This is a genomic window from Telluria sp. ZB4P36, from assembly GCF_059685865.1.
Window position 1 is genome coordinate 63315 of sequence record NZ_JCASIE010000015.1, and the last position, 24920, is coordinate 88234.

23 protein-coding genes are annotated in these 24920 nt (G+C 66.9%); 10 read left to right on the top strand and 13 right to left on the bottom strand.

What is annotated here, in order from left to right; translation table 11 throughout:
- Nucleotides 1-28: 28 nt before the first annotated feature.
- Together AC56LK_RS18475 and AC56LK_RS18480 are read right to left on the bottom strand one after the other, a co-directional pair.
- Nucleotides 29-1297, bottom strand: coding sequence for a nitronate monooxygenase (locus AC56LK_RS18475; RefSeq protein WP_497185947.1), 1269 nt, complete (start codon nucleotides 1295-1297; stop codon nucleotides 29-31).
- A 125-nt stretch (nucleotides 1298-1422) separates the two neighbouring features.
- Nucleotides 1423-1908: a YajQ family cyclic di-GMP-binding protein gene (locus tag AC56LK_RS18480; protein ID WP_277488261.1), complete on the bottom strand. Its 486-nt coding sequence runs from the start codon at nucleotides 1906-1908 to the stop codon at nucleotides 1423-1425.
- A gap of 143 nt (nucleotides 1909-2051) precedes the next feature.
- On the opposite strand from AC56LK_RS18480, the gene murB reads away from it, so the two are divergent.
- Complete coding sequence (murB, locus tag AC56LK_RS18485; protein WP_497185948.1) at nucleotides 2052-3080, top strand: UDP-N-acetylmuramate dehydrogenase; 1029 nt, start codon at nucleotides 2052-2054, stop codon at nucleotides 3078-3080.
- A gap of 18 nt (nucleotides 3081-3098) precedes the next feature.
- Nucleotides 3099-3818 carry an SDR family oxidoreductase gene (locus tag AC56LK_RS18490; protein ID WP_497185949.1) on the top strand — a complete coding sequence of 240 codons (720 nt, stop codon included), beginning with the start codon at nucleotides 3099-3101 and terminating at the stop codon, nucleotides 3816-3818.
- On the opposite strand, the gene AC56LK_RS18495 is transcribed toward AC56LK_RS18490, so the two are convergent.
- The 7 genes from AC56LK_RS18495 to AC56LK_RS18525 all read right to left on the bottom strand — a co-directional run bounded on the left by AC56LK_RS18495 (nucleotide 3815) and on the right by AC56LK_RS18525 (nucleotide 11708).
- Entirely contained in the window at nucleotides 3815-6439 is a 2625-nt protein-coding gene (locus AC56LK_RS18495) for a sensor domain-containing protein (protein WP_497185950.1), read from the bottom strand. The two genes, AC56LK_RS18490 and AC56LK_RS18495, sit on opposite strands and share 4 nt — an antisense overlap.
- A gap of 33 nt (nucleotides 6440-6472) precedes the next feature.
- Nucleotides 6473-6838 (bottom strand): YkgJ family cysteine cluster protein, encoded by a 366-nt coding sequence (locus tag AC56LK_RS18500; RefSeq protein WP_497185951.1) that lies wholly within the window; start codon nucleotides 6836-6838, stop codon nucleotides 6473-6475.
- Nucleotides 6839-6883: 45 nt separating this feature from the next.
- Nucleotides 6884-8116, bottom strand: coding sequence for an argininosuccinate synthase (locus AC56LK_RS18505; protein WP_497185952.1), 1233 nt, complete (start codon nucleotides 8114-8116; stop codon nucleotides 6884-6886).
- Between the two features lie 97 nt (nucleotides 8117-8213).
- Nucleotides 8214-9140, bottom strand: coding sequence for an ornithine carbamoyltransferase (gene argF / locus AC56LK_RS18510; RefSeq protein ID WP_497185953.1), 927 nt, complete (start codon nucleotides 9138-9140; stop codon nucleotides 8214-8216).
- An 83-nt stretch (nucleotides 9141-9223) separates the two neighbouring features.
- Entirely contained in the window at nucleotides 9224-10126 is a 903-nt protein-coding gene (rsgA, locus tag AC56LK_RS18515; RefSeq protein ID WP_497185954.1) for a ribosome small subunit-dependent GTPase A, read from the bottom strand.
- The gene (locus tag AC56LK_RS18520; protein WP_497185955.1) at nucleotides 10123-10449 is read right to left on the bottom strand and encodes a 4a-hydroxytetrahydrobiopterin dehydratase; all 327 of its coding nucleotides are present in this window, start codon (nucleotides 10447-10449) and stop codon (nucleotides 10123-10125) included. The genes rsgA and AC56LK_RS18520 overlap by 4 nt, the downstream gene beginning before the upstream one ends.
- On the bottom strand, nucleotides 10446-11708 hold the full coding sequence (locus tag AC56LK_RS18525) for a M48 family metallopeptidase (protein ID WP_497185956.1): 1263 nt from the start codon (nucleotides 11706-11708) through the stop codon (nucleotides 10446-10448). The genes AC56LK_RS18520 and AC56LK_RS18525 overlap by 4 nt, the downstream gene beginning before the upstream one ends.
- Nucleotides 11709-11757: 49 nt before the next feature.
- Here AC56LK_RS18525 and orn point away from each other — a divergent pair, with 49 nt between their 5' ends.
- A complete protein-coding gene (gene orn / locus AC56LK_RS18530) occupies nucleotides 11758-12342 on the top strand; it encodes an oligoribonuclease (RefSeq protein ID WP_497185957.1) in 585 nt (194 codons plus the stop codon).
- Nucleotides 12343-12407: 65 nt separating this feature from the next.
- Entirely contained in the window at nucleotides 12408-14885 is a 2478-nt protein-coding gene (locus AC56LK_RS18535; RefSeq protein WP_497185958.1) for a hybrid sensor histidine kinase/response regulator, read from the top strand.
- Here AC56LK_RS18535 and AC56LK_RS18540 read toward each other — a convergent pair.
- Nucleotides 14882-15829 (bottom strand): MBL fold metallo-hydrolase, encoded by a 948-nt coding sequence (locus tag AC56LK_RS18540; RefSeq protein WP_497185959.1) that lies wholly within the window; start codon nucleotides 15827-15829, stop codon nucleotides 14882-14884. The two genes, AC56LK_RS18535 and AC56LK_RS18540, sit on opposite strands and share 4 nt — an antisense overlap.
- Nucleotides 15830-15966: 137 nt before the next feature.
- On the opposite strand from AC56LK_RS18540, the gene AC56LK_RS18545 reads away from it, so the two are divergent.
- Both AC56LK_RS18545 and AC56LK_RS18550 read left to right on the top strand, forming a co-directional pair.
- Nucleotides 15967-16428: an HPP family protein gene (locus AC56LK_RS18545; RefSeq protein WP_497185960.1), complete on the top strand. Its 462-nt coding sequence runs from the start codon at nucleotides 15967-15969 to the stop codon at nucleotides 16426-16428.
- A complete protein-coding gene (locus tag AC56LK_RS18550; RefSeq protein ID WP_497185961.1) occupies nucleotides 16407-17099 on the top strand; it encodes a CBS domain-containing protein in 693 nt (230 codons plus the stop codon). Before AC56LK_RS18545 ends, AC56LK_RS18550 begins: the two co-directional genes overlap by 22 nt.
- 30 nt (nucleotides 17100-17129) lie before the next feature.
- On the opposite strand, the gene AC56LK_RS18555 is transcribed toward AC56LK_RS18550, so the two are convergent.
- Nucleotides 17130-17822: a UPF0149 family protein gene (locus AC56LK_RS18555; protein ID WP_497185962.1), complete on the bottom strand. Its 693-nt coding sequence runs from the start codon at nucleotides 17820-17822 to the stop codon at nucleotides 17130-17132.
- Between the two features lie 99 nt (nucleotides 17823-17921).
- On the opposite strand from AC56LK_RS18555, the gene AC56LK_RS18560 reads away from it, so the two are divergent.
- Nucleotides 17922-18929 (top strand): serine/threonine protein kinase, encoded by a 1008-nt coding sequence (locus AC56LK_RS18560; RefSeq protein ID WP_497185963.1) that lies wholly within the window; start codon nucleotides 17922-17924, stop codon nucleotides 18927-18929.
- A 102-nt stretch (nucleotides 18930-19031) separates the two neighbouring features.
- On the top strand, nucleotides 19032-21365 hold the full coding sequence (locus AC56LK_RS18565; protein WP_497185964.1) for a coiled-coil domain-containing protein: 2334 nt from the start codon (nucleotides 19032-19034) through the stop codon (nucleotides 21363-21365).
- Between the two features lie 60 nt (nucleotides 21366-21425).
- Here the strand turns inward: AC56LK_RS18565 and AC56LK_RS18570 are convergent, their stop codons facing one another.
- Both AC56LK_RS18570 and AC56LK_RS18575 read right to left on the bottom strand, forming a co-directional pair.
- Entirely contained in the window at nucleotides 21426-21842 is a 417-nt protein-coding gene (locus tag AC56LK_RS18570; RefSeq protein WP_497185965.1) for a DUF8785 domain-containing protein, read from the bottom strand.
- Nucleotides 21843-21926: 84 nt separating this feature from the next.
- Nucleotides 21927-22973, bottom strand: coding sequence for a DUF475 domain-containing protein (locus AC56LK_RS18575; RefSeq protein WP_497185966.1), 1047 nt, complete (start codon nucleotides 22971-22973; stop codon nucleotides 21927-21929).
- Nucleotides 22974-23142: 169 nt separating this feature from the next.
- Here AC56LK_RS18575 and AC56LK_RS18580 point away from each other — a divergent pair, with 169 nt between their 5' ends.
- Nucleotides 23143-23559 (top strand): divergent PAP2 family protein, encoded by a 417-nt coding sequence (locus AC56LK_RS18580; protein WP_497185967.1) that lies wholly within the window; start codon nucleotides 23143-23145, stop codon nucleotides 23557-23559.
- Nucleotides 23560-23744: 185 nt separating this feature from the next.
- Nucleotides 23745-24911, top strand: a complete 1167-nt coding sequence (locus AC56LK_RS18585) for an efflux RND transporter periplasmic adaptor subunit (RefSeq protein WP_497185968.1) — start codon at nucleotides 23745-23747, stop codon at nucleotides 24909-24911.
- Nucleotides 24912-24920: the final 9 nt, after the last annotated feature.

The following is a 24920-nucleotide window of genomic DNA, read 5'->3' on the forward strand; positions in this document are numbered from 1 at the left end:
CGGATACGGAACAGCTATCTGATCTGTGTCAGGCCGCCACGATCTCCTGTTTCGGCGGCAGCGCGATCTGGTTGTCCACGCTGAACTGGTAGTCCTCGAACACGTGCTGCGCCGACAGGATCTGGTAGCTGCCGTCCGCCAGGCGGTGGGTGGTGTCCTTCAGGCGGTAGGTATAGTGGCCGCAGGTCCAGCAGTTGAAGTTGCGCATGTGCGTGCACAGGCAGGTCTTGTCGAACACGGTGATGTTCTTGCCGTCCGGGCTGGCCTGCACCTCGCGGTTGTACGAGTTGATGTAGGCACAGTTGCCGGTGGCATCAAGCAGGTAGCCGTAGGATTCGCAGCCCGGGCGGATGCCGGAACCGATCGCCGGCGTGCTCTTGAGCATACGCATCGGATAGCCGGTCGGCGACACGCCGTTGACGATGATGTCTTCTTCGCTGGCGCGGAAATATTCCTGCTTGACGTGGTCCGGCAGGCCGCACTCGTGGGTGACGGTGAAGCGGGTCGCCACCTGCACGCCGCCGGCGCCTTTTTCCATGAAGCCGGCCGCGTCCGAGCCGGTGAAGATGCCGCCGGCGGCGATCACCGGAATGTCGAGCTTTTGCTCGCGCATGTAGGCATGGATCTCGTCCATGATGGTATGCAGGTCGTACTGCTGCCAGTCGTCGATGCCGAAGCCGAGGTGGCCGCCGGCCAGCGGGCCTTCGACGATGATGTAGTCGGGCAGGCGGTCCAGGCGCGACACTTTTTTCAGGAACAGCTGCAGCGCGCGCACCGAGGACACGATGATGCCCAGCTTGGCGTCGCGGAAGCGCGGGTGGTCCTTGATCAGATCGAACGAACCCAGGTGCAGGCCGGCCGACATGGTGATGCCGTCGATGCCCGCGTCGAGCGCCGCCGACAGGCGGGTGCGCAGGGTTTCCTTGGGCGCGTTCATGGTCAGCTTTTCCATGCAGTTCACGAAGATCAGGCCATCGCCCTTCTTCGCTTCCATGGTCGCGCCGACGTGCAGGCGGGTCGCCTCGGCCAGGCGGTCGAGGTCGAACTGCACCACCGCCTTGTTCATGTTGTTGATATTGAACTTGTAGAGCTTGGTCTTGTCCTTGACGAAGGTGGTGTCGAACTTGCGGTCCGACACGTCCTGCACCATCGCATCCGAGATGTGGCCGATGCCGCCGAGGCGGGCAGCTTCGAGGGCCAGTTCGGAGGTCGAGATGTCCACGCCCATCCCGCCGATCATGATGGGCACATATTCCTTGTTGCCCAGTCGCAGGCGGAAATCATCAACACGTTTCATTGCAATCCTTAAACCGCTGTAGTTCCCTACGCGTATCAATGCATTGACCAACCGCAGCATACGGTCGTCATTCTACTCTCAGGCATGGCCGCTGCCACGCCGCGTTGGCGGCTTGCGCGCGTCGTTCAATCGCGGAAGTTGTTGAACGCCAGCGGCAGGTCCTGGATATCCTTGCGCAGCAGGGCCATGGCGGCCTGCAGGTCGTCGCGCTTGGCGCCGGTGACGCGCACCGATTCGCCCTGGATGCTGGCCTGCACCTTCATCTTGCTTTCCTTGATCAGCTTGGTGATCTTCTTGGCGTCTTCGGTCTCGATGCCGTTGCGCACCTTGATGACCTGCTTGACCTTGTCGCCGCCGATCTTCTCGACCTTGCCTTCATCCAGGAAGCGCACATCGACCTTGCGCTTGGCCATCTTGTTGATCAGGACGTCCTTGACCTGGCCGAGCTGGAAATCGGAATCGGCGAACAGGGTGAGTTCTTTTTCTTTCTGCTCGACATTGGCCGAGCTGCCCTTGAAGTCGAAGCGGGTGGTGATTTCCTTGTTCGATTGCTCGACCGCATTCTTTACTTCAACCATGTCTGCTTCGCAGACGACATCAAACGATGGCATGGCGCTCCTCTTTCTGGATGGTGCATATAGACGAATCCCTCTATTTTAACGGACAACGCCTCCCTCAGGCCATTACATTTGCCCACACGGCAACAGTCTGACCCGAGCTTGCCTCTATAATGATCAAAAAACACCGTCAACGTATGCAAGCCACCCTGCCCATCCTCCACGACTTCCCGCTGACCTCCCTGAACACCTTCCGCATCCCGGCGCGGGCCCGGCATTACCTGCGGGTCGAAGGGGCGGCGGAGCTGGACGCGCTGCGGCGCGACCCGGCGCTCGCCGGGCTGCCGCGCCTGGTGCTGGGCGGCGGCAGCAACATGCTGTTCACGCGCGACTTCGACGGCATCGTCCTGCACATGGCCGGCCTCGGCAAGGAAGTGCTGGGCGAGCGGGACGGCAAGCTGCTGGTGCGGGCCCAGGCCGGCGAGAACTGGCATGCCTTCGTCCAGTGGACCCTGGCGCAGGGCCTGGGCGGGCTGGAAAACCTGTCCCTGATCCCGGGCACGGTCGGCGCGGCGCCGATCCAGAACGTAGGCGCCTACGGCACCGAAACCAGGGACGTGTTCCACTCGCTGAGCGCCTACGACATGGCCAGCGGCGAACTGCGCACCCTCGACGCGGCGGCCTGCCGCTTCGCCTACCGCGACAGCCTGTTCAAGCATCCGGAAGGACGCGCGCTGGTCGTGCTCGACGTCACTTTCGCGCTGCCCCTGGACTGGCATCCCAACCTGCGCTATGCCGAGCTGGCCAAGGCGGTGGAGGAAGGCGGTTTCACGGCGCCGACGCCGCAGGACATCGGGCGCACGGTCGAGGCGATCCGGCGCCGCAAGCTGCCCGACCCGGCCGAGATCGGCAACGCCGGCAGCTTCTTCAAGAACCCCGTGGTTCCACACGAGCACTGTGCGCGCCTGCTGGCCGAATTTCCGAACCTGGTGCACCATGCGCAGGCGGACGGCAGCGAGAAGCTGGCCGCCGGCTGGCTGATCGACCAGTGCGGCTGGAAAGGTAGGGCGCTGGGCGCGGCGGGCGTGTATCCGAAGCAGGCGCTGGTGCTGGTCAACCTGGGCGGCGCCCGGGGCGAGGACGTGGTGCGGCTGGCGCGCGCGATCCAGGCCGACGTCAAGGCGCGCTACGGGGTCGAACTGGAGCCGGAACCGGTATTCATCTAGTTTAGCGGAGGCAACATCATGATCAAGGCAGTCGTGACCGGCCACTCGCGTGGCCTCGGCGCCGCCATCGCTGCGGAACTGATGGCACGCGGCATCTCCGTGCTGGGTCTGGCGCGTGGGCATGCGGAGTCGAGCGAGGGAATGGAGCAGGCCGTGGTCGACCTGGGCGACAGCGCGGCCCTGGCAGCCTGGCTGCAGGGGCATACGCTGCGCTCCTTCCTCGCCGGCTGCGACACCGCGCTGCTGGTGAATAACGCCGGCGTGGTGACGCCGGTGGGGCCGCTGGCTTCCCAGGACCCGCTGGCGGCGCTGCGCGCGGCCACGCTGAACGTCGGCGCGCCGCTGGCGCTGTCCAGCGCCTTCGTCCAGGCCGCACCGCAGGCCGAACGGCGCATCCTGCACATCTCGAGCGGAGCGGGGCGCAGCGCCTATCCGGGCTGGAGTGTGTACTGCGCCACCAAGGCGGCGCTCGACCAGCATGCGCGCGCGGTGGCCCTCGACGGCGACCCGCGGGTGCGCTGCGTCAGCCTGGCGCCGGGGGTCATCGACACCGACATGCAGGCCCAGATCCGCGCCACCCCGGACGCGCAGTTCCCGCTCAAGCAGCGCTTCGTCGACATGAAGGACAGCGGGGTGCTGGAAACACCGGCGCACTGCGCGGCCAAGCTGGTGGATTGCCTGCTGTCCAAGCGCTTCGGCCACGAGCCGGTCGACGACCTGCGCAACAACGGCAGCTAGCGCAGCAGCGCCTCGAAGGCGGCTGCCGGCACCGGCGGCGAGAACAGGAAGCCCTGGCCGTAGTCGCAGCCCGAACGGCTCAGGCAGGCGCGCTGTTCCGCGGTCTCGACGCCTTCGGCGATCACTTTCAGGCCGAGCTTGTGGGCCATGACGATGATGCTGTCGGTGATGGTTCGGCTGAAATTGTCATGGACCAGTTCGGCGATGAAGGACTGGTCGATCTTCAGGTAATCGATGTCGAGGCGCTTCAGGTAGCTCATCGAGGAGTAACCGGTGCCGAAGTCGTCGATCGACACCTGCATGCCGCTCGACTGCAGCGCCCCCAGTTTCGACATGACGGATTCCGACAGGTTCAACAGCAGGCCTTCGGTGATTTCGACGTTGATGCACCGGGCGGGAAGCCGGATCTCGTGCAGGTAGGCCACCCAGTCGGCAGCGGTGGCCTGGAGCTGGAACTGGACCGGCGACTTGTTGATGCTGATCTGGAAGTCGTGCCCCAGCTGTTCCGACCAGCGTTTCGAATAATGGGCCGCGGTGCGGAACACCCAGTCGCCGATCTCGTGGATCAGGCCGGATTCCTCGGCGACTTCGATGAAGGTATCCGGACTGAGGAGGGCGCCCGAGGCATGGCGCCAGCGCAGCAGGGCCTCGGCCTTGACGATCCGGTTCGAGGCCAGGTCGACGATCGGCTGGAAATACAGCTCGAGCTGTTTGCCGGGGACGGCATTGCGCAGCTCGGCGAGCAGCTTGAGGCGGCGGATCGCGGCCGCCTGCATGTTCGCCTCGAAGAAGGTCAGCTGGTTGCGCCCGCCCGACTTCGAGCGGTACATGGCGTGGTCGGCATTGCGCATCAGTTCTTCCGGGTCGCGCGCGTCGTCCGGGAAGCGGGCGATGCCGATGCTGCCGGCGATGTACAGGAGTTCGGCCTGGATCTGGAAGGGTTGGGCGAGCGCGTCCAGGATCGCCTGCGCGACCGCTTCGACGTGGACCAGTTCATGGGTCTCGGTCAGGATCACCGTGAACTCGTCGCCGCCGAGGCGCGCCACCGTATCGCCCTTGCGCACGCAGGCCCGGATCCGCTGCGCGGCCTCGACCAGCAGCAGGTCGCCGGCGTCATGGCCGAGCAGGTCGTTGACCTCCTTGAAGCGGTCGAGGTCGATGAACAGCAGGGCGAGTTCGCCCGCTTCGTCGTCGGCGCGGCGGATCGCCTGCTCGAGGCGGTCGCGGAACAGGGCCCGGTTGGGCAGGCCGGTCAGGTCATCGTAATTGGCGCGCCGTTCGAGCTTCTCGGTGAACTGGCGGATCGTCTCCTCGCTCTGCTTGCGGCTGCTGATGTCATCGATGAAGCCGTACCAGGAGGTGCCGCCGTCGATGCCCGGGGCCGGTGTCGCGATCACCTCGCGCCAGCAGCGTTCGCCGCCGGGCAGCTCGACCTGGAACTCGGCGCGCAGCGGCTGCATGCCGGACGCCGAGCGCTCCAGGGCGCGCCGCAGGCGGCCGCGGTGCAGCAGCGGGATGCGTTCGGCCAGGCAGTCGAGGCTGGACTGGATCGCGGCCGGGGCCAGCTCGAACAGGGTATGGGCCATGTCGCTGATGAAGGGGCAGGTGTAGCGGCCGTCGGGATGCCGCACCAGTTCGAACAGCGCGCCCGGGACCTGCTGCGCCAGCTGGGCCAGCCTTTCATGGCTCGCGGCCAGCGCCTGCCGCATCCGCCAGGGCTCCGTGATGTCGGTGATGGTGCCGATCATGCGCAGCGGCTGGCCTTGCGCATCGCGCTCGACGATGCTGCCGCGCGAGCGCACCCGGATCCATTCGCCGGTGAAGCGCCGGATGCGGTACTCGCAGGTGTACAGGGCTTCTTCGCCGGCGAGGTAGCGCGAGATGCAGCGCCGCACGTTGGGATTGTCGTCGGGGTGGATGCGGGTGGTCCAGATCTTCGGTGTGGCGCCGTCCAGGCTGCCGGTGGCGCCCATGATCTCCTTCCATTTAGTGGAGAAGCTGACCGAATTCTCGTCCATGCGCCAGTCCCATACCCCTTCGCCGGTGCCGTTCAGTGCCAGCACCAGGCGCTCTTCCTCGCGCCGCAGCGACTCGGCCAGCCGGCCCTGGGTGGCGAAGGCCTCTTCCAGCTTGCGGTGGGCCTGCTGCAGCCGCTCCTCGCGGTTGATGACGTCGGAAATGTCGTGCACGGTACCGACCAGGTCGGTGCAGCGTCCGCCGGCGTCGAACACGGGCGTGATCGAGACCCGGCCCACCTTGCGGCCGGCCGGGTAGTCGCTGCTTTCTTCCCAGCGCTGGGTCTGGCCGCTGCGAATCGCCTCGCGGTAGTGCCCGAGCACCAGCGACAGCGAAGGCTCGGGGATGACTTCATCGACCATCTTGCCGATGACCTGCTCGGGCGTCAGCTGGGTCGCCTTGTAGAAGGCGGGATTGACGTTGATGAAGCGGAAGCGGTCGGGGGCTTCCACGGTGAGCTGGTAGACGACGTCTTCGATGTTGCGGTAGATGATGGCGAAGGCGTCCACGGCGGCGGCACCGGCGGGTGCCGCGGGCAGCCGGCCAGAGCCGGCGCTGCGACGAGCCAGGGTCTTGCCGGTCTCGATATCGTGATCAGGGGGCATGCTGGCTCGGTGGTGGGGTGATGCCGGCTCATTCTATACTGAAAGGGAAAGAGCAAGCGTCAACGCAGGCATCCCGTGCCTCGCCCGCGCACGAGTACACTTATCGTCGCCAATTTCCACCTCCCGGCACGGGCTGGGCCGCAAGGCATACACCCCGCACGCCATCCGCCCCGCATCGCCCTTGCCCAGCGCCGCACAATACGGCGCCGGCGCATTCGTCCCCTTCATGCACGACAGATGCGGCGTCAGCTGTTCGGTCATGGCTTCCGGCAACCCGCGCTCGGGCGCCTCGGCCCAGTAGAAGGACACACGGAAGGACTTGCAGCAGGCGCCGCAGTCCAGACAAGGATTGTCACCAGGATCGCTCATGGCTTGCGATAGTAGCACTGCCGCGCCCATGAAAAAAGGCCGCCCGCAGGCGGCCTCCCGATGAAGCGAAAACGCTTACCTGTTGCGTGCGGCGCGTGCCTTGGCCGCGATGCGCATGCGCAGCGCGTTCAGCTTGATGAAGCCGCCCGCGTCCGCCTGGTTGTAGGCGCCGCCGTCTTCGTCGAAGGTCGCGATGTTCATGTCGAACAGCGAGTCGGTCTTCGAATCGCGCGACACCACGATCACGTTGCCCTTGTAGAGCTTCACGCGCACCCAGCCGTTGACGGTCTGCTGGGTGTGGTCGATCAGGGTCTGCAGCGCGACGCGCTCCGGCGCCCACCAGTAGCCGTTATAGATCAGCGAAGCGTAGCGCGGCATCAGGTCGTCCTTCAGATGCGCCACTTCGCGGTCCAGCGTGATCGATTCGATCGCGCGGTGGGCCTTGAGCATGATGGCGCCGCCCGGGGTTTCATAGCAGCCGCGCGATTTCATGCCGACGTAGCGATTTTCCACCAAGTCAAGCCGGCCGATGCCGTGCTTGCCGCCCAAGCGGTTCAGCTCGGTCAGTACCTCGGCGGCGCTCATGCGCTTGCCGTTCAGGGCCACGATGTCGCCCTGTTCGTATTCGATGTCGAGGTAGTCGGCTTCGTTCGGCGCCTGCTCCGGCGACACCGTCCAGCGCCACATCGATTCCTCGGCTTCCGCGCTCGGGTTTTCCAGGTGGCGGCCTTCGAAGGAGATGTGCAGCAGGTTGGCGTCCATCGAGTAGGGCGCGCCGCCGTTCTTGTGCTTCATGTCGATGTCGATGCCGGCGTCTTCCGCGTACTTCAGCAGCTTTTCGCGCGACAGCAGGTCCCATTCACGCCATGGAGCGATGATCTTGACGTCCGGCTTGAGCGCGTAGGCGCCCAGCTCGAAACGCACCTGGTCGTTGCCCTTGCCGGTGGCGCCGTGCGAGATGGCGTCGGCGCCGGTGGCGTTGGCGATCTCGATCAGGCGCTTGGCGATCAGCGGACGCGCGATCGAGGTGCCCAGCAGGTATTCGCCTTCGTAGACGGTGTTCGCACGGAACATCGGGAACACGAAGTCGCGCACGAATTCCTCGCGCACGTCGTCGATGTAGATGTTTTCCGGCTTGATGCCGAACTTGATCGCCTTGGCGCGCGCAGGTTCCAGCTCTTCGCCCTGGCCGAGGTCGGCGGTGAAGGTGACGATTTCGCAGTTGTAGTGGTCTTGCAGCCACTTCAGGATGACGGAGGTGTCGAGGCCGCCCGAATAGGCGAGGACTACTTTTTTAATGTCGCTCATGGAGATTCCAGTGTAGAGGAGGAGGTGGGGTCGGGATGGTCAGCCGGCCCTCGCGGGCCGACGATCAAACTAAATGGTTGTGGTGGGTGAAAAAATCTTACTTGTCTTCGATCCTGCCGAGCAGCAGGTATTCGATCAGCGCCTTCTGCACGTGCAGGCGGTTTTCCGCCTCGTCCCAGACCACCGACTGCGGGCCGTCGATGACTTCGGCGGCGACTTCCTCGCCGCGGTGCGCCGGCAGGCAGTGCATGAACAGGGCGTCCGGGGTGGCGCGCGCCATCTTGGCGCCGTCCACGATGAAGCCGTCGAAGGCCCTCAGGCGTTCGGCATTTTCCTTCTCGTAGCCCATGCTGGTCCAGACGTCGGTGTTGACCAGGTGCGCGCCTTCGCAGGCATCCGATGGATTGTCGAACAGGGTGTAGCGCTGCGTCGATACCAGTTTCGGATCGAGGTCGTAGCCCTTCGGCGTGGAGACGTTCAGGTGGAAGCCGAATACCTCGGCCGCCTGCAGCCAGGAGTACAGCATGTTGTTGGCGTCGCCGATCCAGGCCACCGTCTTGCCCGTGATCGGGCCGCGGTGTTCGTAGAAGGTGAAGATGTCGGCCAGCACCTGGCAGGGGTGGTGTTCGTTGGTCAGGCCGTTGATCACCGGGACGCGCGAGTTGGCCGCGAAGCGCTCGATGATCTCCTGGCCGAAGGTGCGCACCATGATGATGTCGCACATGCGCGACATGACCTGGCCCGCGTCTTCCACCGGCTCGCCGCGTCCCAGCTGGCTGTCGCGCGTGTTCAGGTAGATCGCGGCGCCGCCCAGCTGGTGCATGCCGGCTTCGAAGGACAGGCGGGTGCGGGTCGAGCTCTTCTCGAACACCATCACCAGGGTGCGGTCGACCAGCGGGTGGTAGACCTCGTAGGCCTTGAACTTGCGCTTGATGACCTTGGCGCGCTCGATGACGTACTCGAATTCGTCGAAAGAGAAGTCGGAGAACTGCAGGAAGTGCTTGATCGGTTTTGCGACTGGCATAGCGTCTTGGCGTCTTTGCTGAACTGTTATCCCTTGAATTATAAGGGGTTTTATTTGACGTTAGGGAAGGCGGGTAAAAACCTTCAATACAGGGTCTGCGCGGACTCGTGCAGCAGCTGGCCATACAGCGCATGCCGCATCTTCGCGATCTTGCCTTCCGCGACCGCGCCCAGTACCGCGCACTGGGGCTCGGCCAGGTGGCGGCAGTTGTAGTACTTGCAGCCGCCCAGGTAGGGCTTGAACTCGACGAAGGCCCGCTCCAGCATCCCTTCCGTCAGGTGGTAGAGGCCGAATTCCTGGAAGCCGGGCGAATCGATGATCGACGCACTGTCGGGCGAACTACCGGGTAACCAGTACAGGCGCGTGAAGGTGGTGGTGTGCTTGCCGGTGTCGAGCGCTTCGGAAATCTCGCGCACGGCGATGTCGGCGTCCGGCACCAGCAGGTTGATCAGGGACGACTTGCCCATGCCCGACTGGCCGATGAAGATCGAGGACTGGCCGGCGAGCAGCGGCATCAGGGTCGCGACCGCGTGTTCCGGGTTCGCGCGCGCCGACAGTTCGTGCACCTGGTAGCCGAGCGAGGCATACAGGCCGACCCGCTCGCGGGCGCGCGCCAGCGGGTCCTCGACGTCCACCTTGTTCAGGATGATGTGGGCTTCGATGCCGGCCGCCTCGGCCGCCACCAGCGAGCGTGAGACCAGGTCGTCGGCGAAGCCCGGTTCGGTGGCGACGACGATGAACAGGCGCGAGATGTTCGCCGCCAGCAGCTTGGATTTGTACTGGTCCGAGCGGTACAGCAGGGTAGTGCGGTCGGCGATCTTCTCGATCACGGCCTGGTCGTTCGAGGTGCGCTTGAGGTGGACGATGTCGCCCACCGCCACATTGGTCTTCTTGCCGCGCGTGACGCACTGCAGCTTGTCGCCGTTTGCATCGGCCAGGTAGTGGCGGCCGTGGGCGGCGATGATGGTGCCGGTCAGTTCACTCATGCACCCGCCTTATGGATTGCGTCGGCCTTGGCCGCGCAAATGAAATCGTTGTCGCTCAGCGCGCCGCCGGCCGAGTGGGTCGTGTACGCGACCGTGCAGCGGCGCCAGGCCACCGTCAGCTCGGGGTGGTGGTTTTCCGCTTCGGCCATGTCGGCGATCGCGTTCACGAAGGCGATGGTGGCGCGGTAGTCGGGGAAGCGGTATTCGCGTGCAATGCTGCCGTCGATGGCCTGCCAGTCCGGCAGGCCGGCGAGGCGGGCGCGGACGGCGGCCGGGTCGAGCGCCGGAGCGCCGTGGATGCAGTGTTGGTCGAGCAGGTTCATGCGGCCGCCATCGTCAGGTGTTTCACCCGCACCGAGGCCGGCGGGTGCGAATCGTAGAAGCTTGAATACAGCGGGTCCGGGGTCAGGGTCGAGGCGTTGTCCTCGTACATCTTGACCAGGGCCGAGACCAGGTGGCCGCTGTCGGTGTGTTTCGCCGCGAAGGCATCGGCTTCGAACTCGTGCTTGCGCGAGGTGATGGAGCTGAGCGGCGAGAGCACGAAGGTGAACACCGGCAGCACCAGCATGAACAGGATCAGGGCCATGCCGTCGTTCGAGGCCCCCATCATCGGCTGCACGCCGAGGCCGGTGTAGAACCAGGCCTGGGTCTTCAGGTAGCCCAGCAGCGCGAGGAAGCCCAGCGACAGCGCGAACATCACCACGATGCGCTTGACGATGTGGCGCAGCTTGAAGTGGCCGAGTTCGTGCGCCAGCACGGCTTCGATCTCGTGCGGGTCGAGGCGCGACAGCAGGGTGTCGAAGAACACGATGCGCTTGTTGCTGCCGAAGCCGGAGAAATAGGCGTTGCCGTGGGCGCTGCGCTTGCTGCCGTCCATCACGAACAGGCCCTTCGAGGCGAAGCCGACGCGCGCCATCAGGCCTTCGATGCGTTCGCGCAGGCTGGCGTCCTGCAAGGGGGTGAACTTGTTGAACATCGGCGCGATCACGCTCGGATACAAGACCATCATCAGCAGCTGGAAGCCGCTCCACACGCACCAGGCCCACAGCCACCACAGGCCGCCGCTTCTCTCCATCAGCGTCAGGATCACCCACAGCAGCGGCAGGCCGATCACGGCGCCGACCACCGCGCCCTTGGCCATGTCGGCCAGCCACAGGCCGGGCGTCATCTTGTTGAAGCCGAAGCGCTGTTCCAGCACGAACTGGCGGTACCAGTCGAAGGGCAGGTCGAGCAGGCCGGAGATCACCGCGAAGGCGACCACCAGGGCCATCTGGTGCGCGAGGCCGGGCCCGGTCAGGCCGAGCAGGGACAGCGACAGGGCCTGGAGCCCGCCCAGCAGGGTGAAGCCGATCAGCACCACGCCGCCCCACAGCATGGCGGCGATCCCGAGCCGGGTCTTGGCCACCGTATAGTCGGCCGCCTTCTGGTGCGCCGCGAGCGGCACCTTTGGCGCAAACTCGGCCGGTACGCTGGCGCGGTGGCGCAGCACGTGCCGGATGTGGCGGCTGGCCAGCCAGAAGCGCACGCCCAGGGTCAGTGCAAAGAAAACGACGAACAATACCGAAAACCCAAGTGAAGACATTCTGTGCCTGTGAGAAAATGCAGGATTACGCAATAATGAAGAGAGAATTATGTCACAAGCTACACAAACCGAAGGCGCCGCGACCGTCGTGCGTCCGAACGAATTCAACCTGGTCTGGCTCGACATGGAAATGACCGGCCTCGATCCGGACACCGACCGCATCATCGAAGTCGCCGTGGTCGTCACCGACCCGGAGCTGAACATCATCGCCGAAGGCCCGGTCTTCGCCATCCACCAGTCGGACGAGACCCTGGACAAGATGGACAACTGGAACAAGGGCACCCACGGCAAGTCGGGCCTGATCGACCGCGTCAAGGCCTCGACCGTCACCGAAGCCCAGGCCGAGCAGGAACTGATCGCCTTCCTGAAAAAGTACGTGCCCGCGAACAAGTCGCCGATGTGCGGCAACTCGATCTGCCAGGACCGCCGCTTCATGGCGCGCGGCATGCCCAAGCTGGAAGCCTTCTTCCACTACCGCAACCTGGACGTGTCGACCCTGAAGGAACTGTGCCGCCGCTGGAAGCCGGAACTGGCATCCGGTTTCAAGAAGCACCAGAAGCACACGGCGCTGGCCGACATCGTCGAGTCGATCGAAGAGCTGCGCTACTACCGCGAGCACTTCATTAAACTGTGATATGCATGCCTTGCCTGTGTTACAAAATGCATTACAGGCAATAAAAGCTGTGAGACAATCGGCCCATGTCCTCATTCCTGCACAGTGGGCCCGACAATGGCGGCATGCGCACGCGCATCCGCCGTCATGACTGGACCCAGACCCCGCTCGGTCCACCTGGAGACTGGCCGCCGGCCCTGCGCACGGCCGTCGACATGATGCTGCACTCGGCCTTCCCCATGTTCCTGGCCTGGGGGCCGGACCTGATCTTCCTCTACAACGACGCCTATGTGCCGCTGCTCGGGCAGAAGCACGGGCGCGCGCTCGGCGAACGCTTCTGCGAGCTGTGGGCCGAGGTCTGGAAGGAGATGGTGCCGCTGATCGACCGCGCCCTGTCGGGCAAGCCGGTGTACTACGAGGACATGCCGATGACCGTGATGCGGCGCGGCTACCCCGAACGCGCCACCTTCACCTTCTCGCACGCGCCCCTGGTCGGCGACGACGGCCAGGTGGCCGGCCTGTTCTGCACCGTGATGGAAACCACGCGCCGCGTCGCCGCCGAGCGCCGCGCCGCCTTCGAGCTCACCGTGTCGGATGCGCTGCGGCCGCTGGCTTCGAGCGAGGAGGTGATCGCCACCGCCAGCGCGCTGCTGGGCGGCGAGCTGCATGCGGGCCGGGTGGTGTATGCCGAAGTGAACCCGGCGAGCGGGCGCTTCGCGGTGCCGCGCTGGTGGGCCCGCGACGAACGCAAACTCACCCGGCCCGGCTTCAGTCTCGACGAGTTCGGTCCGGCCGTGGGCGCCGCCCTGCGGGCCGGCGACGTGGTGCGCATCCACGACACCGCGCGCGACGTGCGCACCATGGGCTACCGCAGCGCCTACGTGGCCGACCGGATCGGGGCGCTGCTGGTGGTGCCTCTGGTGAAACTGGGCCGCCTGACGGCCTGCCTCGGCATCGACTGCCCGCAACCGCGCCACTGGAGCGAGGACGACGTGCAGCTGGCGCGCGACGTCGCCGAGCGCACCTGGGCGGCGACCGAAACGGCCCGTGCCCAGGCCGAGCTGCGCGCGGAACGCGACCGCAGCCGCCACATCTTCGACACCATCGCCGAAGGCTTCGCGGTGTTCGACGCCGACTGGACCATCGTCGAGATGAATGCCGAAGGCTTGCGCCTGTGCCGCGCGTCAGCGGCCGAGGTGATCGGGCGCAACCACTGGGAAGTGTTCCCGCACACGGTCGACATGGACGCCGGCCGCATGTACCGCGAGGTGATGCGCACCCGGCTTGCCTCGGCCGCGATCTATGCCCATACCTACCCGGACGGCCAGCCCATCTGGACCGAAGTGCGTGCCTACCCGATGCAGGACGGCAGCATCGCCTCCTTCTTCCGCGACATCACCGACCGCAAGCTGGCCGAGGAAAAGCTGGTCGAGGCCGACCGCCGCAAGGACGAGTTCCTGGCCATGCTGGCGCACGAGCTGCGCAACCCGCTGGCGCCGATCAGCGCCGCCGCCGAGCTGCTGCGCATCGGCCGCCTGGAAGAAGCGCGGGTGCGCCAGAGCAGCAACATCATCGGGCGCCAGGTGCGCCACATGACGCGCCTGGTGGACGACCTGCTCGACGTCTCGCGCGTCACCCGCGGCCTGATCACGCTCGAGCGGGCCCGGGTCGGCATGCGCGCGGTGGTGCAGGAGGCGGTGGAGCAGGTCAGGCCCGCGATCGAGGCAAGGCAGCAGCGGCTGTCGGTGCACCTGCCGCCCTCGTGGGCGCAAGTGGAAGGCGACAAGGCGCGCCTGGTGCAGGTGGTGGCCAATGTGCTCGGCAACGCCACCAAGTACACGCCGGAAGCCCGCGCCATCGACCTGCGCGCCGAAGTACGGGCAGAAGCCCTGGTGATCGGCGTGCGCGACGCAGGCATCGGCATGGACCGCGAACTGACCGGCAGGGTATTCGACCTGTTCACCCAGGCCGAGCGCTCGTCCGACCGCTCGCAGGGCGGCCTGGGACTGGGCCTGGCCCTGGTGCGCAACCTGGTCGAGCTGCATGGCGGGACGGTCGCCTGTTCCAGCCCGGGGCTGGGCAAGGGCAGCACCTTCGTGATCACCCTGCCGCTGATGCAGGAGGCGGCCGCGCCGGAAGCCGGCCTGCCGGCGGGCGCGGCGCAGGACGGGACGCCGCAGGGCCTGAAAGTGCTGGTGGTGGACGACAACGTGGATGCGGCCGAGACGCTCGGCCTGCTGCTGGCCGCGCAGGGGCACGAGGTGGTGGTCGAGCACGAATCCCTGCGGGCGCTGGAGCGGGCGCGCGGCAGCGTGCCGGACGTCTGCCTGCTCGACATCGGCCTGCCCGGGATCGACGGCCGCGAGCTGGCGCGGCGCCTGCGCGCCCAGCCGGAAACCGCCGCGGCCGTGCTGGTGGCCGTGACCGGCTACGGCCAGCAGCAGGACCGCGACCAGACCCGCGACGCCGGCTTCCAGCACCACCTGGTCAAGCCGCTCGACTTCGATGCGCTGGCGCGCCTGCTCGACGAGGTCGGCGCAGGCCTGCGCGCCGGGGTGGCTTAGCGCATCTGGGTGTAGTTGACCGGGATGTAGCGGTAGCCCTTGCCTTCGCTGCGCAGGTAACCGATGCCCGGGAACTGCAGGTGGGCGCCGCCGATCATATAGCCGCCCTTGGCCGCGGCGTCGAATTCCTTCTTGCGCGCGATGGCCGCGGCCTTCTGGTCGCTGTCGAACTGGATGGTCACGCCCGGGTTTTCCATCTGCACGCTGGCGACGTGGATCAGGTCGCCGATCACCAGCAGCTTCTGGCCACCGCTCTCGACCAGGTAGGTGGTGTGGCCCGGGGTGTGGGCGCCGGTCGGGTTGGCGCGGATGCCCGGCACCAGCTCGACGCTGCCTTCGAAGGGCTTGAACCGGCCGGCTTTCACATACGGGCCGAGCGCGGCCTGGGCGCCCTTGAAGCTGTCCTTGTCCTTGGCCTTGTCCATGTTCGCCTGGCTCAGCCAGAAGTCCGACTCCGCCTTGTTGGCGCGTACGACCGCGTTCGGGAACACGGCGGCCGCGTTGTTGACCAGGCCGCCGACGTGGTCGCCGTGGAAGTGGGTGATGTAGATCTCGTCGACCTGCTCCGGCTTGTAGCCGGCGGCCTTCATGTTGGCGACCAGCTTGCCGAGGGTCGGGCCGAACAAGCTGCCGGCGCCGCTGTCGATCAGCACCAGCTTGCTGCCGGTATTGACCAGGTAGGCGTTGTCCGAGGTTTCCAGCGGCGACTTCAGGTGGGACGCGGCCAGGGTGGCGTTGGTCTTCTTCGCATCCTGGGCCAGCAGTTCATGAACCGGCAGGTCCACCGTGCCGTCCGACAGCGGGGTGATCTCGAACTGGCCGAGCATGATGCGGCTATAGCCGGGGGCGGGGGTCTTCACCATCGGGGCGGCGGCCATGGCGGCGCCGGCGAAGCAGGTCGCGGCAAGCGCGGCGGCAAGGCTTCGTTGCTGGAGTGTTTTCATCGCGGGTCCTTGTTGTTGGTTGTTACTATTGTCTATCCTACATGATTGCCTGAGGGAATGCTCACTGCCCCGTGGGGGAAAACGCGATTTTGCAAGCTGTGGTGTAATGGCAAGTTCCATTGTTGTAAATAGAATCCATGTTCCCGTCGCTCGTAGAAAGGCTGCAGCGCCTGCGCCCCGCCGGCCCCACTTCGCTGACCCACCAGGTTTCCGCCGCCCTCGGCGCACTGGCTTCCCTGCTGCTCACCGCCCTGATCAGCCGCGCCGCGCTCGGTGCGGCCGCCAACCACGCGCTGCCTTTCCTGATCGCCCCGATGGCCGCTTCGGCGGTGCTCCTGTTCTGCCTGCCGGCGGCGCCGCTGGCCCAGCCCTGGCCGGTCATCGGCGGGAATATCTTGTCGGCCCTGGTGGGCGTGGCCTGCGCGCAGGCGGCCGACCCCTTGGTGGCGGCACCCCTGGCCGGCGGACTGGCGATCGCCGCCATGGCCTCGCTGCGCTGCCTGCATCCGCCCGGCGGGGCGGTGGCGGTCACTGCGGTGCTGGGCGGGGCGGCGGTGCAGGATGCCGGTTTCTGGTCGTGCTGGCGCCGGTGGGCCTGAATTCGGTCTTGATGGTGCTGGGCGCGGTGGCCTGGAACAGGCTGTCCGGCCATCCGTATCCGCACGTGCAGCCGGCCGCCCGTCCGCCCGAGGAAAAGGCGGGTTTCGCCAGGGAAGACCTGGACGCGGCGCTGGACAGCTTCGGCGAGACGCTCGACGTCAGCCGTGACGACCTGGCCTCGATCTTCGCCGAGACCGAACAGCGCGCGGCCGAGCGCCGGGCGCGCCGGCACAGTTGCGGCGAACTCGCGCATCCCGTGCCCGCCAACCTGACCCCCGACATGCCGCTGGCGGCCGCGCGTGCGCTGCTGGTGCGGCACGGCGTGCCGGCGCTGCCGGTGGTGGATGCCGCCGGCTGCCCGATCGGGGTGCTCAGCATGGCGGGCCTGGTGGCGGCCGGCGGCAGCGCCAGCCGGCCCTTGCCCGCGCGCGCGCGCCGTGCGACGGCGCTGCTGTTCGGACGCGACACGGTGCCGACCGTCGGCCAGCTGGTCGAGCCGGACTTCGTCGCCGTGACGGCGGCGGCGCCGGTCACGGCGCTGCTGAGCCGCTTCCACGACGGGGCGAAGCAGGTGTTCGTGGTGGATGAGGAGGGCAGGCTGGCGGGGATGGTGCAGCCCGGCGACCTCCTGGTGGGGCTGGATCTGGGATTGACGGAGTCGGCTGCCTGAGCCTTGCGCTTCAGGCAGCCTTGCTTTGGTTTAGCCGGCTTCGGCGCCGCAGCACTTCTTGTACTTCTTGCCGCTGCCGCAAGGACAGTCGTCGTTGCGGCCGACCTTCGGCTCTTCGCGCTTGATCGTTTCGACCGCGCCCTTGCGCTGCGGCAGCCAGTAGCGGTAGATCGCCGGGATATTGGCTTCGATCTCGAGCGCCAGCTGGTGCGCCTTGCGCGGGTCTTCGACTTCCGGCAGTTCGGTTTCGTCGATCTCGTCGGCGCCGAGCAGGTAGATCGGGCGCATCAGTTCGGCCACTTCGGAATCCCAGACCGGGTCCCAGGAGCCCGGGCGCAGCTCCATGCCTTCCCAGAAGCCCCAGCACCAGGCTTCGGCGTCGATCAGGTTCTCGCCGTCGATCTCGTGCTCGCAGAACAGCGGCTCGAATTCCTTCGGCGCGGCTTCGAAGGTGATCAGCACTTCGTTCATGAAGCGCATGATCAGGTTGATGATGCGCTGTTCTTCCTTCGGATTCTTCCAGGCCGGCGCCTGCTTGCCGTCCTCGCCCCAGACCCGCGGCAGCCACTCGGCCGGCATGATGGTTTCCGGGCCGATCGCGATCGCGGTCAGGTAGCCGTGCAGGGTGTCCATCGTCATCGCGTCCTCGGGGGAGCGGTCGGACAGCAGGAACTGGTCGAGTTCGTCGAATTCTTTGTCGCTGAGGGGTTCGTCGAGATGCATGTGGGGCTCTTGTTGCGTTTTGAAGGCGCCAGTGTAACGCCTGCGCGGGACGAGAGCACGGAAAACCTGCGCCGCAGCGCCGCCGGATACAATGCGCACATGGATCATTCGTCTACTGAAGCAAACCCGCAAGCCCATCCGTTCGCACGGCTCGATCCGCAAGCGGTGCTGGAGGCCGTCGAGAGTGTCGGCCTGTACGGCGACGGCCGCCTGCTGGCCCTGAACAGCTACGAGAACCGCGTCTACCAGGTCGGCCTGGAAGAGGGGCCGCCGGTGGTCGTCAAGTTCTACCGCCCGGAGCGCTGGAGCGATGCGGCGATCCTCGAGGAGCACGCCTTCGTGGCCGAGCTGGCGGAACGGGAAATCCCGGTGGTGCCGGCCAGCGTCATCGACGGCCGCAGCCTGCACAATTTTGCCGGCTACCGCTTCGCGGTGTTCCCGCGCCGCGGCGGGCGGGCGCCGGAGCTGGGCGATTCCGATACCCTCGAATGGATGGGGCGCTTCATCGGCCGCATCCATGCCGTCGGCGCCATCCGGCCCTACGCGCAGCGGCCCGCGCTCGATCCACGGACCTTCGGGCGCGATCCCTACGATTACCTGCGCACGCACGGCTTCATTCCGCCCGAGCTGGCCGCCACCTGGGCCAGCGTGGTCGAGCAGGCGCTGGAGGGCGTGGCGCGCTGCTATGAGCGGGCCGGCGAGCTGCCGCTGCTGCGCCTGCACGGCGACTGCCACGGCGGCAATGTGCTGTGGACCCCGGACGGCCCGCATTTCGTCGACTTCGACGACAGCCGCATGGGGCCGGCGGTGCAGGACCTGTGGATGCTGCTGTCCGGCGAGCGCCAGGAAATGGTGGGCCAGATGGCCGACGTGCTGGCCGGCTACGAGGACTTCTGCGAATTCCACCCGCGCCAGCTCTACCTGGTCGAGGCGCTGCGCACCCTGCGCCTGATCCATTATTCGGCCTGGCTGGCGATGCGCTGGGACGACCCGGCCTTCCCGGCGGCCTTCCCCTGGTTCAACACCCAGCGCTACTGGCAGGACCGCATCCTCGAGCTGCGCGAGCAGGTGGCGCTGATGGATGAGCCGCCGCTGTGGCAGGTATAGCAGGAATTGCCGCGCTTTTGCCGTTCAGTTCGGCGTGACGCGCGCGCGCGATTTCCCGGATAATCGGCTGAACGCATCCTGCGTGCACCACTGAGAACGACCATGGAACCCATCAAGCCCGAGCCCGACGACACCGACTTCACGATCGACCTTGCGCAGCCGCGCACGGCCCATGCGGGCAGCGTCGTGCCGGAGCCTGCCGGGCGCGGACCGATGGAAATGCACGAGATCCACGAAGGCATCGCCCGCGTCGAAGCCGAGGCCAAAGCCAAGGTCGCCGCCGAAAGCCGCGCCCACGCCGAGGCGCGCGCCCGCTCGCTGGCCGAGGAGCGCGCCGCCATGGACGCGGCCGCGACTGCCGCGGCACTGGCCAGCGCCCAGGCTTCCGAAGAAGCGATCGCCGCCAACCGCGAGCGTCTGGAGTCGCTGCGTGCCGCCGCCCAGGCCTCGAACGAACGCCTGGAGGCGATCCGCCAGGAGACCGTCGAGCTGCGCGCCCGGGTGCAGTCGGAAACCGAGACCCGGATGGCGGCCGAGGCCCGTGGGCGCCTCGAAGAAGAAGCGCGCCGCCGCGCCACCGCCCAGGTGGAAGCCCAGGCCGAGATGGCGGCCCAGGCGGCCAAGGCCGCCGAGGAACTGCTGCTGCAGACCGGGCAGGCGCGCCTGCAGGCGGCCGAGCGCATGGCGGCGGTCGAGGCGGCCAAGGAAGAAGTGCTGCACAACGCCAGCGCCGACGCGCGCGTGGCGATCCTGGCGCGCGAGCGCGAGCGGGCCGAACGCGCCGCCCGCCAGACCGCCGAGAAGCTGGCCGAGGCCGAGGCCGAGGCGCTGGAACTGACCCAGCAGCGCGAGCGCGCCGACCAGGTGGCGCTGTCAGCGAGCTTTGCCCGCGCCGCGGCCGAGGCGCGCGCGCTGGAAGAAGCGCGCGCCCTGGCCCATATCGAACAGGAGCGCGAGGCGATCGCGCTGGCCCAGGCCGAGTCCGAGCGCGTGGCGGCCCAGTCGCTGCGCATGCGCCTGCAGACCGAGAAGGAATTGCGCGACGCCGCCACCCACCGCGAACGCCTGGAGCAGATGGCCGCCGCCGGCGCCGAGGCCAGGCGCGAGGCCGAGACCCGCATCCTGGCGGCGACCGAGGCGCGCATCGAGGCCGACCGCAGGCTGCGCGCGGTTGCTGAAGAACGCGCCCGCGCCGAGGAAGAGGCGAGCGGGCTGGTAGAGGCCCGGGCGGAGGCCGAAGCGGTCGCGGCCAGCCAGGCGCGCGAGCGCGCCGCGGCCGACGAGGCGGCTGCGCAGGCGGCCCTGCGTCAGGCCGAACAGGAAGGACGCGAACGGGCCTTGCTGGAAGAGCGTGCCGCCCTGATGCGGGCCGCGGCCGATGCCAAGGCCCAGGAAAACGCGCTCGCCGAAGCGGCGATGGCGGCCGTGCGCGAGCAGGCCCAGGCCGAGCAGCAGGCCTTGGCGGCGGCGCGGCTGCGCGCCGAGCAGGCCGAGCGCCTGGCCCAGGCCGAACGCGAACGCGCCGCCGCCGAAGAAACGGCGCTGGCGCGCGAACAGGAGCGCCTGCAGGCCGAGCACGCACTGGCGCGCGTTGCCGAAGCGCGCGCCCAGGCCGACGCTGAAACGGCGGCGCAGCTGCGCGAACAGCGCGAGGCCGAGCGCCGCCTGGAGGCCGCGCAGCAGGCCGCCCTGGAGGCACAGCGGGCGCAGGCCCGTTCCGCGATCGAGGAAGCCGAGCATGCCGAGGCCGCCGCGGCCGCCCAGCAGGCCCAGGCGCGCCGTGCGGCCGAGCTGGCCCAGGTGCAGGCCGAACGTGCCGAAGTCGAGCGGCGCCGGCGGGAGCTGAGCGAAGCGGCGCTGACCGAGGAGCGCCTGGCGGCGGAAGCGGCGCGCGAATCGCTGGCCCTGGTCGAGCGCAAGCTGGCCGCCCAGCGCCAGCAGGCGCAATCGGATGCGCGCGCCAACGAGGCGGCCGCCGCGCGCCTGGCCTCGGAGCATGCTGCGGCCCAGGCCGCGCAGGCGCGCGCCGTGGCCGAGGAAGAGCAGGCCCGCCTGGCGCGCGAACGCGAAACGGTGGAACAGGCCGCCCTGCAGGCGGCGGTCGAGAAGCGCGAAGCCCAGCGCGCCCTGCTGGAACACGCCCAGCGCCACGCCGACATGCAGCGCAAGGCGGCCGAGGCGACCCAGCGCATGGCGGATGCCCGCAAGGAGCTGGCCGACCTGGAAGCGCAGCGCTACGAAGACCATACGCAGGAGCTGGCGGCAAGCGAGCGTGCGATCGGCGAGCGCAAGGCGGAAGCCGCGCACCGCGTGGCCTCGGTGAACATCACGCGCGAGGTGCTGGGGCGGTTCAAGCAGATGCCGCCGGCCTCGGCGTCGCAGGCGGCGACGCGTTTGGCGGACGTGATCCTCAATCAGAGGAAAAGCGAAGAGTGATTGTCGCGCACCGGTGATATGTCGCGCATATCACTGGTGCTTGGTGATACGCGCGAGGTATTACTGGGCGGCCGGCACCTCACTCGGCGCCACCGGGTTCACCGGCCCCGTCGAGGCCCTGGTCGCAAAATACTCGGTCTCGCCAAAGCACGAGGTCGGGATCCCCACGTGCTGTTCATAGGTGATCTGCACCCGCTGTCCCATCCCTTTCTGCAACTGCTTCACCACCGCCTCGTCGCGCACGGTGAAGGCGAAGCGTTCCGGAATCGCTCCCGGCATGCTCGACAGCAGGATTTCGCCTTCCCAGGTCTTGCACAGCCAGCCCTTCTTCGAGAACTTCTGCAGGTAGCCCGCCCGTTCGCCTTCCGAATACGACCAACTCAGCGTAAACCAGGTGTACAGCGCGAACAGCACCACGATGGCGGCGAGGGCGGAGAGGAGGAGGGCGGTAGCGCGTTTCGGCATGGTCTTGGGCATGGTATTCAATCAAGTTGTCAGGATGGCAGCAGGGCGGCCGCGCCCATTCTGCCACGGGCGGGCCAAATCGCAAACCCGTGCGGGCTAGCCGGACGCATGCTCGCGCGCCTCCGTGCGGCGCCGGTAGCGTACCGAGGACCACAGCGACACCAGGATGAAGGCCAGCCCCGACAGTCCGGTGAACCATTCGGGGATGTGGTAGTGGACGCTGGCAAACATGATCAGGGCCAGGATGCCGATCGCGTAGTGCGCCCCGTGCTCCAGGAACACGAACTCTTCCAGCGTGCCCTTGTAGACCAGGAACACCGTCATCGAGCGCACGAACATGGCGCCGATCGCCAGGCCCAGCATGATGATCACGACGTCGTTGGTGATGGCGAAGGCCCCGATCACGCCGTCGAAGCTGAACGAGGCGTCCAGCACTTCCAGGTAGAGGAAGCCGCCGATGCTGCCCTGGGCGATCATCTTGCCCACCGCCGGGTCGTCTTCTTCCTTCTCGAGCAGGCCGCTGAGCCATTGCACGCCGATGTAGATCAGCACGCCGGTGACCCCGGCGACCAGCACAGGCAGCTTGCGCACCGGCGGCATCAGGTACATGGCGCCGCAGACCGCCAGCAGGGTCAGCATGATGGCCAGGCCCTCGGTGCCGTACTTGCCGACCTTTTCCTCGATCCAGCCGAGCCAGTGCAGTTCTTTTTCCTGGTCGAACAGGAAGTTCAGGAAGACCAGCATCAGGAAGGCGCCGCCGAAGGCCGCCACCTCGGCGTGCTTTTCGGTCAGGTGGCGCGAATATTCCCTCGGGTTGTCGATCGCCAGGTGCCAGACCTCGACCAGGCCGAGCCCGGTCGCCGCGGAGACGATGACGAGGGGGAACAGCAGACGCATGCCGAACACGGCCACCAGGATGCCGACCGTCAGGAAGAGCTTGCGCCAGAATTCGTTCCAGCCGCGCAGGACCGAGGCGTTGACGACCGCGTTGTCGAAAGAAAGCGACACTTCGAGCACGCCCAGCACGGCCGTGATCCAGAGCGCCTGCAGCAGTCCCGGCAGCCCGCGGTGCTCGTAGCCCCACCAGCCGGCGACGCCCATCAGGATGACCGTTACCGCGATCGACAACCGGAAATGCCGCATACCGCCCCCTTGTCTATCTGATCTAGTTGAGTGAATATTAGCGTTCCAGGTGGTGCGGCGGCGCTACGGATGTCCTTGATTCATCGCGGTATTTGTGTCCCTGTGGGCTTGCTTCTGAGATAATTCCGCCCGGCATCAACTCAGCTTAAACAAGCACCTGGATTTCGACATGGATTTTGCATACCTCGTAACACCCGTGCTGACCTGGATGGTGGTCGGTCCGATCAAGTTCCTGATTACCAGCGTGCGCCAGCGCCGCTGGGCGTTCAACCTGGTGGGCAACGGCGGCTTCCCCAGCAACCACAGCTCCGTCGTCACCAGCATGGCCACCCTGATCGCGCTGCGCGAAGGGATCGGCCATCCGGCGTTCGGGGTCGCGGTGACGCTCGCCTTCATCGTGATGATCGACGCGAACAGCCTGCGCCAGCACGTGGGCCGCCAGGCGGCGGCCATCAACAGGCTGGCGTGCGACACTGTCGGGCACATCGTCCTGCGCGAGCGCATGGGCCATACCCTGGTGGAGATCGGCGGCGGCATCGCCACCGGCATCGGGATGGGCTTCCTGGTCCACGCCATCTTCGGCTGAAATCGGGCGCATTTCAGTCCGTCTGAAATGCAGCTCATCGCGAAATACCGCATTTCATCCCTCGATTTCCGCAGTACGCAGAGTCGTCACTTGAAGTTGGCAGGACACTACTTGATACTGCGCGCTGGCTGTCTATATCCGGCTTTTACAAGAATAATCACTGAGTCCACTCTCTGGAGAACCAAATGCTGCGCAAAACACTACTCGTCCTTGCCATCGCCTCGGCGCTCGCCGCCTGCAGCAAGGAGGCCAAGGAGCCTGCCAAGCCAGGTCAGGAAACAGCCCAGGCCGGCGCCAAGGATGGCCCCAAGGACAAGCGCCCTACGCAGCTGCAGGTCGCACCCGAAGACGTGCTGACCGTCCAGAGCGACACCCTGAGCAGCGGCCCGGTGGTCACCGGCTCGATCCAGCCGGAACGCAAGGCCGACCTGCGCGCCGAAGTCTCGGCCGTGGTGCTGCAGGTCCTGAAAGAGAATGGCGAGCAGGTCAAGCGCGGCGACGTGCTGGTGCGCCTCGATGAAACCGCGATCCGCGACAGCGTGCTGTCGGCCAACGAAGCCGTGCGCGCCGCCGGCCAGGCCCTGGACCAGGCCAACCGCCAGCTCGAGCGCATGAAGACCCTGCGCGCGTCCGGCATGACCTCGGCCGTCGGCCTGGACGAAGCCGAAGTGCGCCGCAACAGTGCCCAGAGCGAGCTGTCCGCCGCCAAGAGCCGCGCCGCCACCGCACGCCAGATGAGCTCGCGCACGGTCGTGCGCGCACCCTTCGACGGCATCGTCTCCGAACGCAAGGTCTCGGCCGGCGACACCGCCAACGTCGGCAAGGAACTGGTCAAGGTCATCGATCCGAACAGCATGCGCTTCGAAGGCCGCGTCTCGGCCGACTCGGTCGGCACCGTGAAGGTCGGCCAGAAGGTCAACTTCCGCGTCAACGGCTATGGCGAGCAGCAGTTCGCCGGCGTCGTCAAGCGCATCGACCCGGCCGCCAATGCCGTCACCCGCCAGGTCGAGGTGCTGGTCGAGTTCGCCGACAAGGCCCAGCCGAAGGTGGCCGGCCTGTACGCCGAAGGACGCATCGACGCCGCCAGCACGAGCGCCCTGATGCTGCCGGAAGCGGCCGTGGTGAAGGCCGGCGACAAGGCCTACACCTGGCGCATCAAGGACAAGACCCTGTCCCAGGTCAACCTGGTGGTCGGCGCCCGCGATCCGCGCACCGGCAACGTCGAGATCAAGCAGGGCCTGGCCGCCGGCGACGTCGTGCTGCGCGCCCCGACCTCGAACCTGAAGGACGGCCAGAAGGTCGAGATGCCGACCGCCCGCGTTGCCAGCGCAGCGCCGGTCCAGGGCAAATAAGGAAAACAA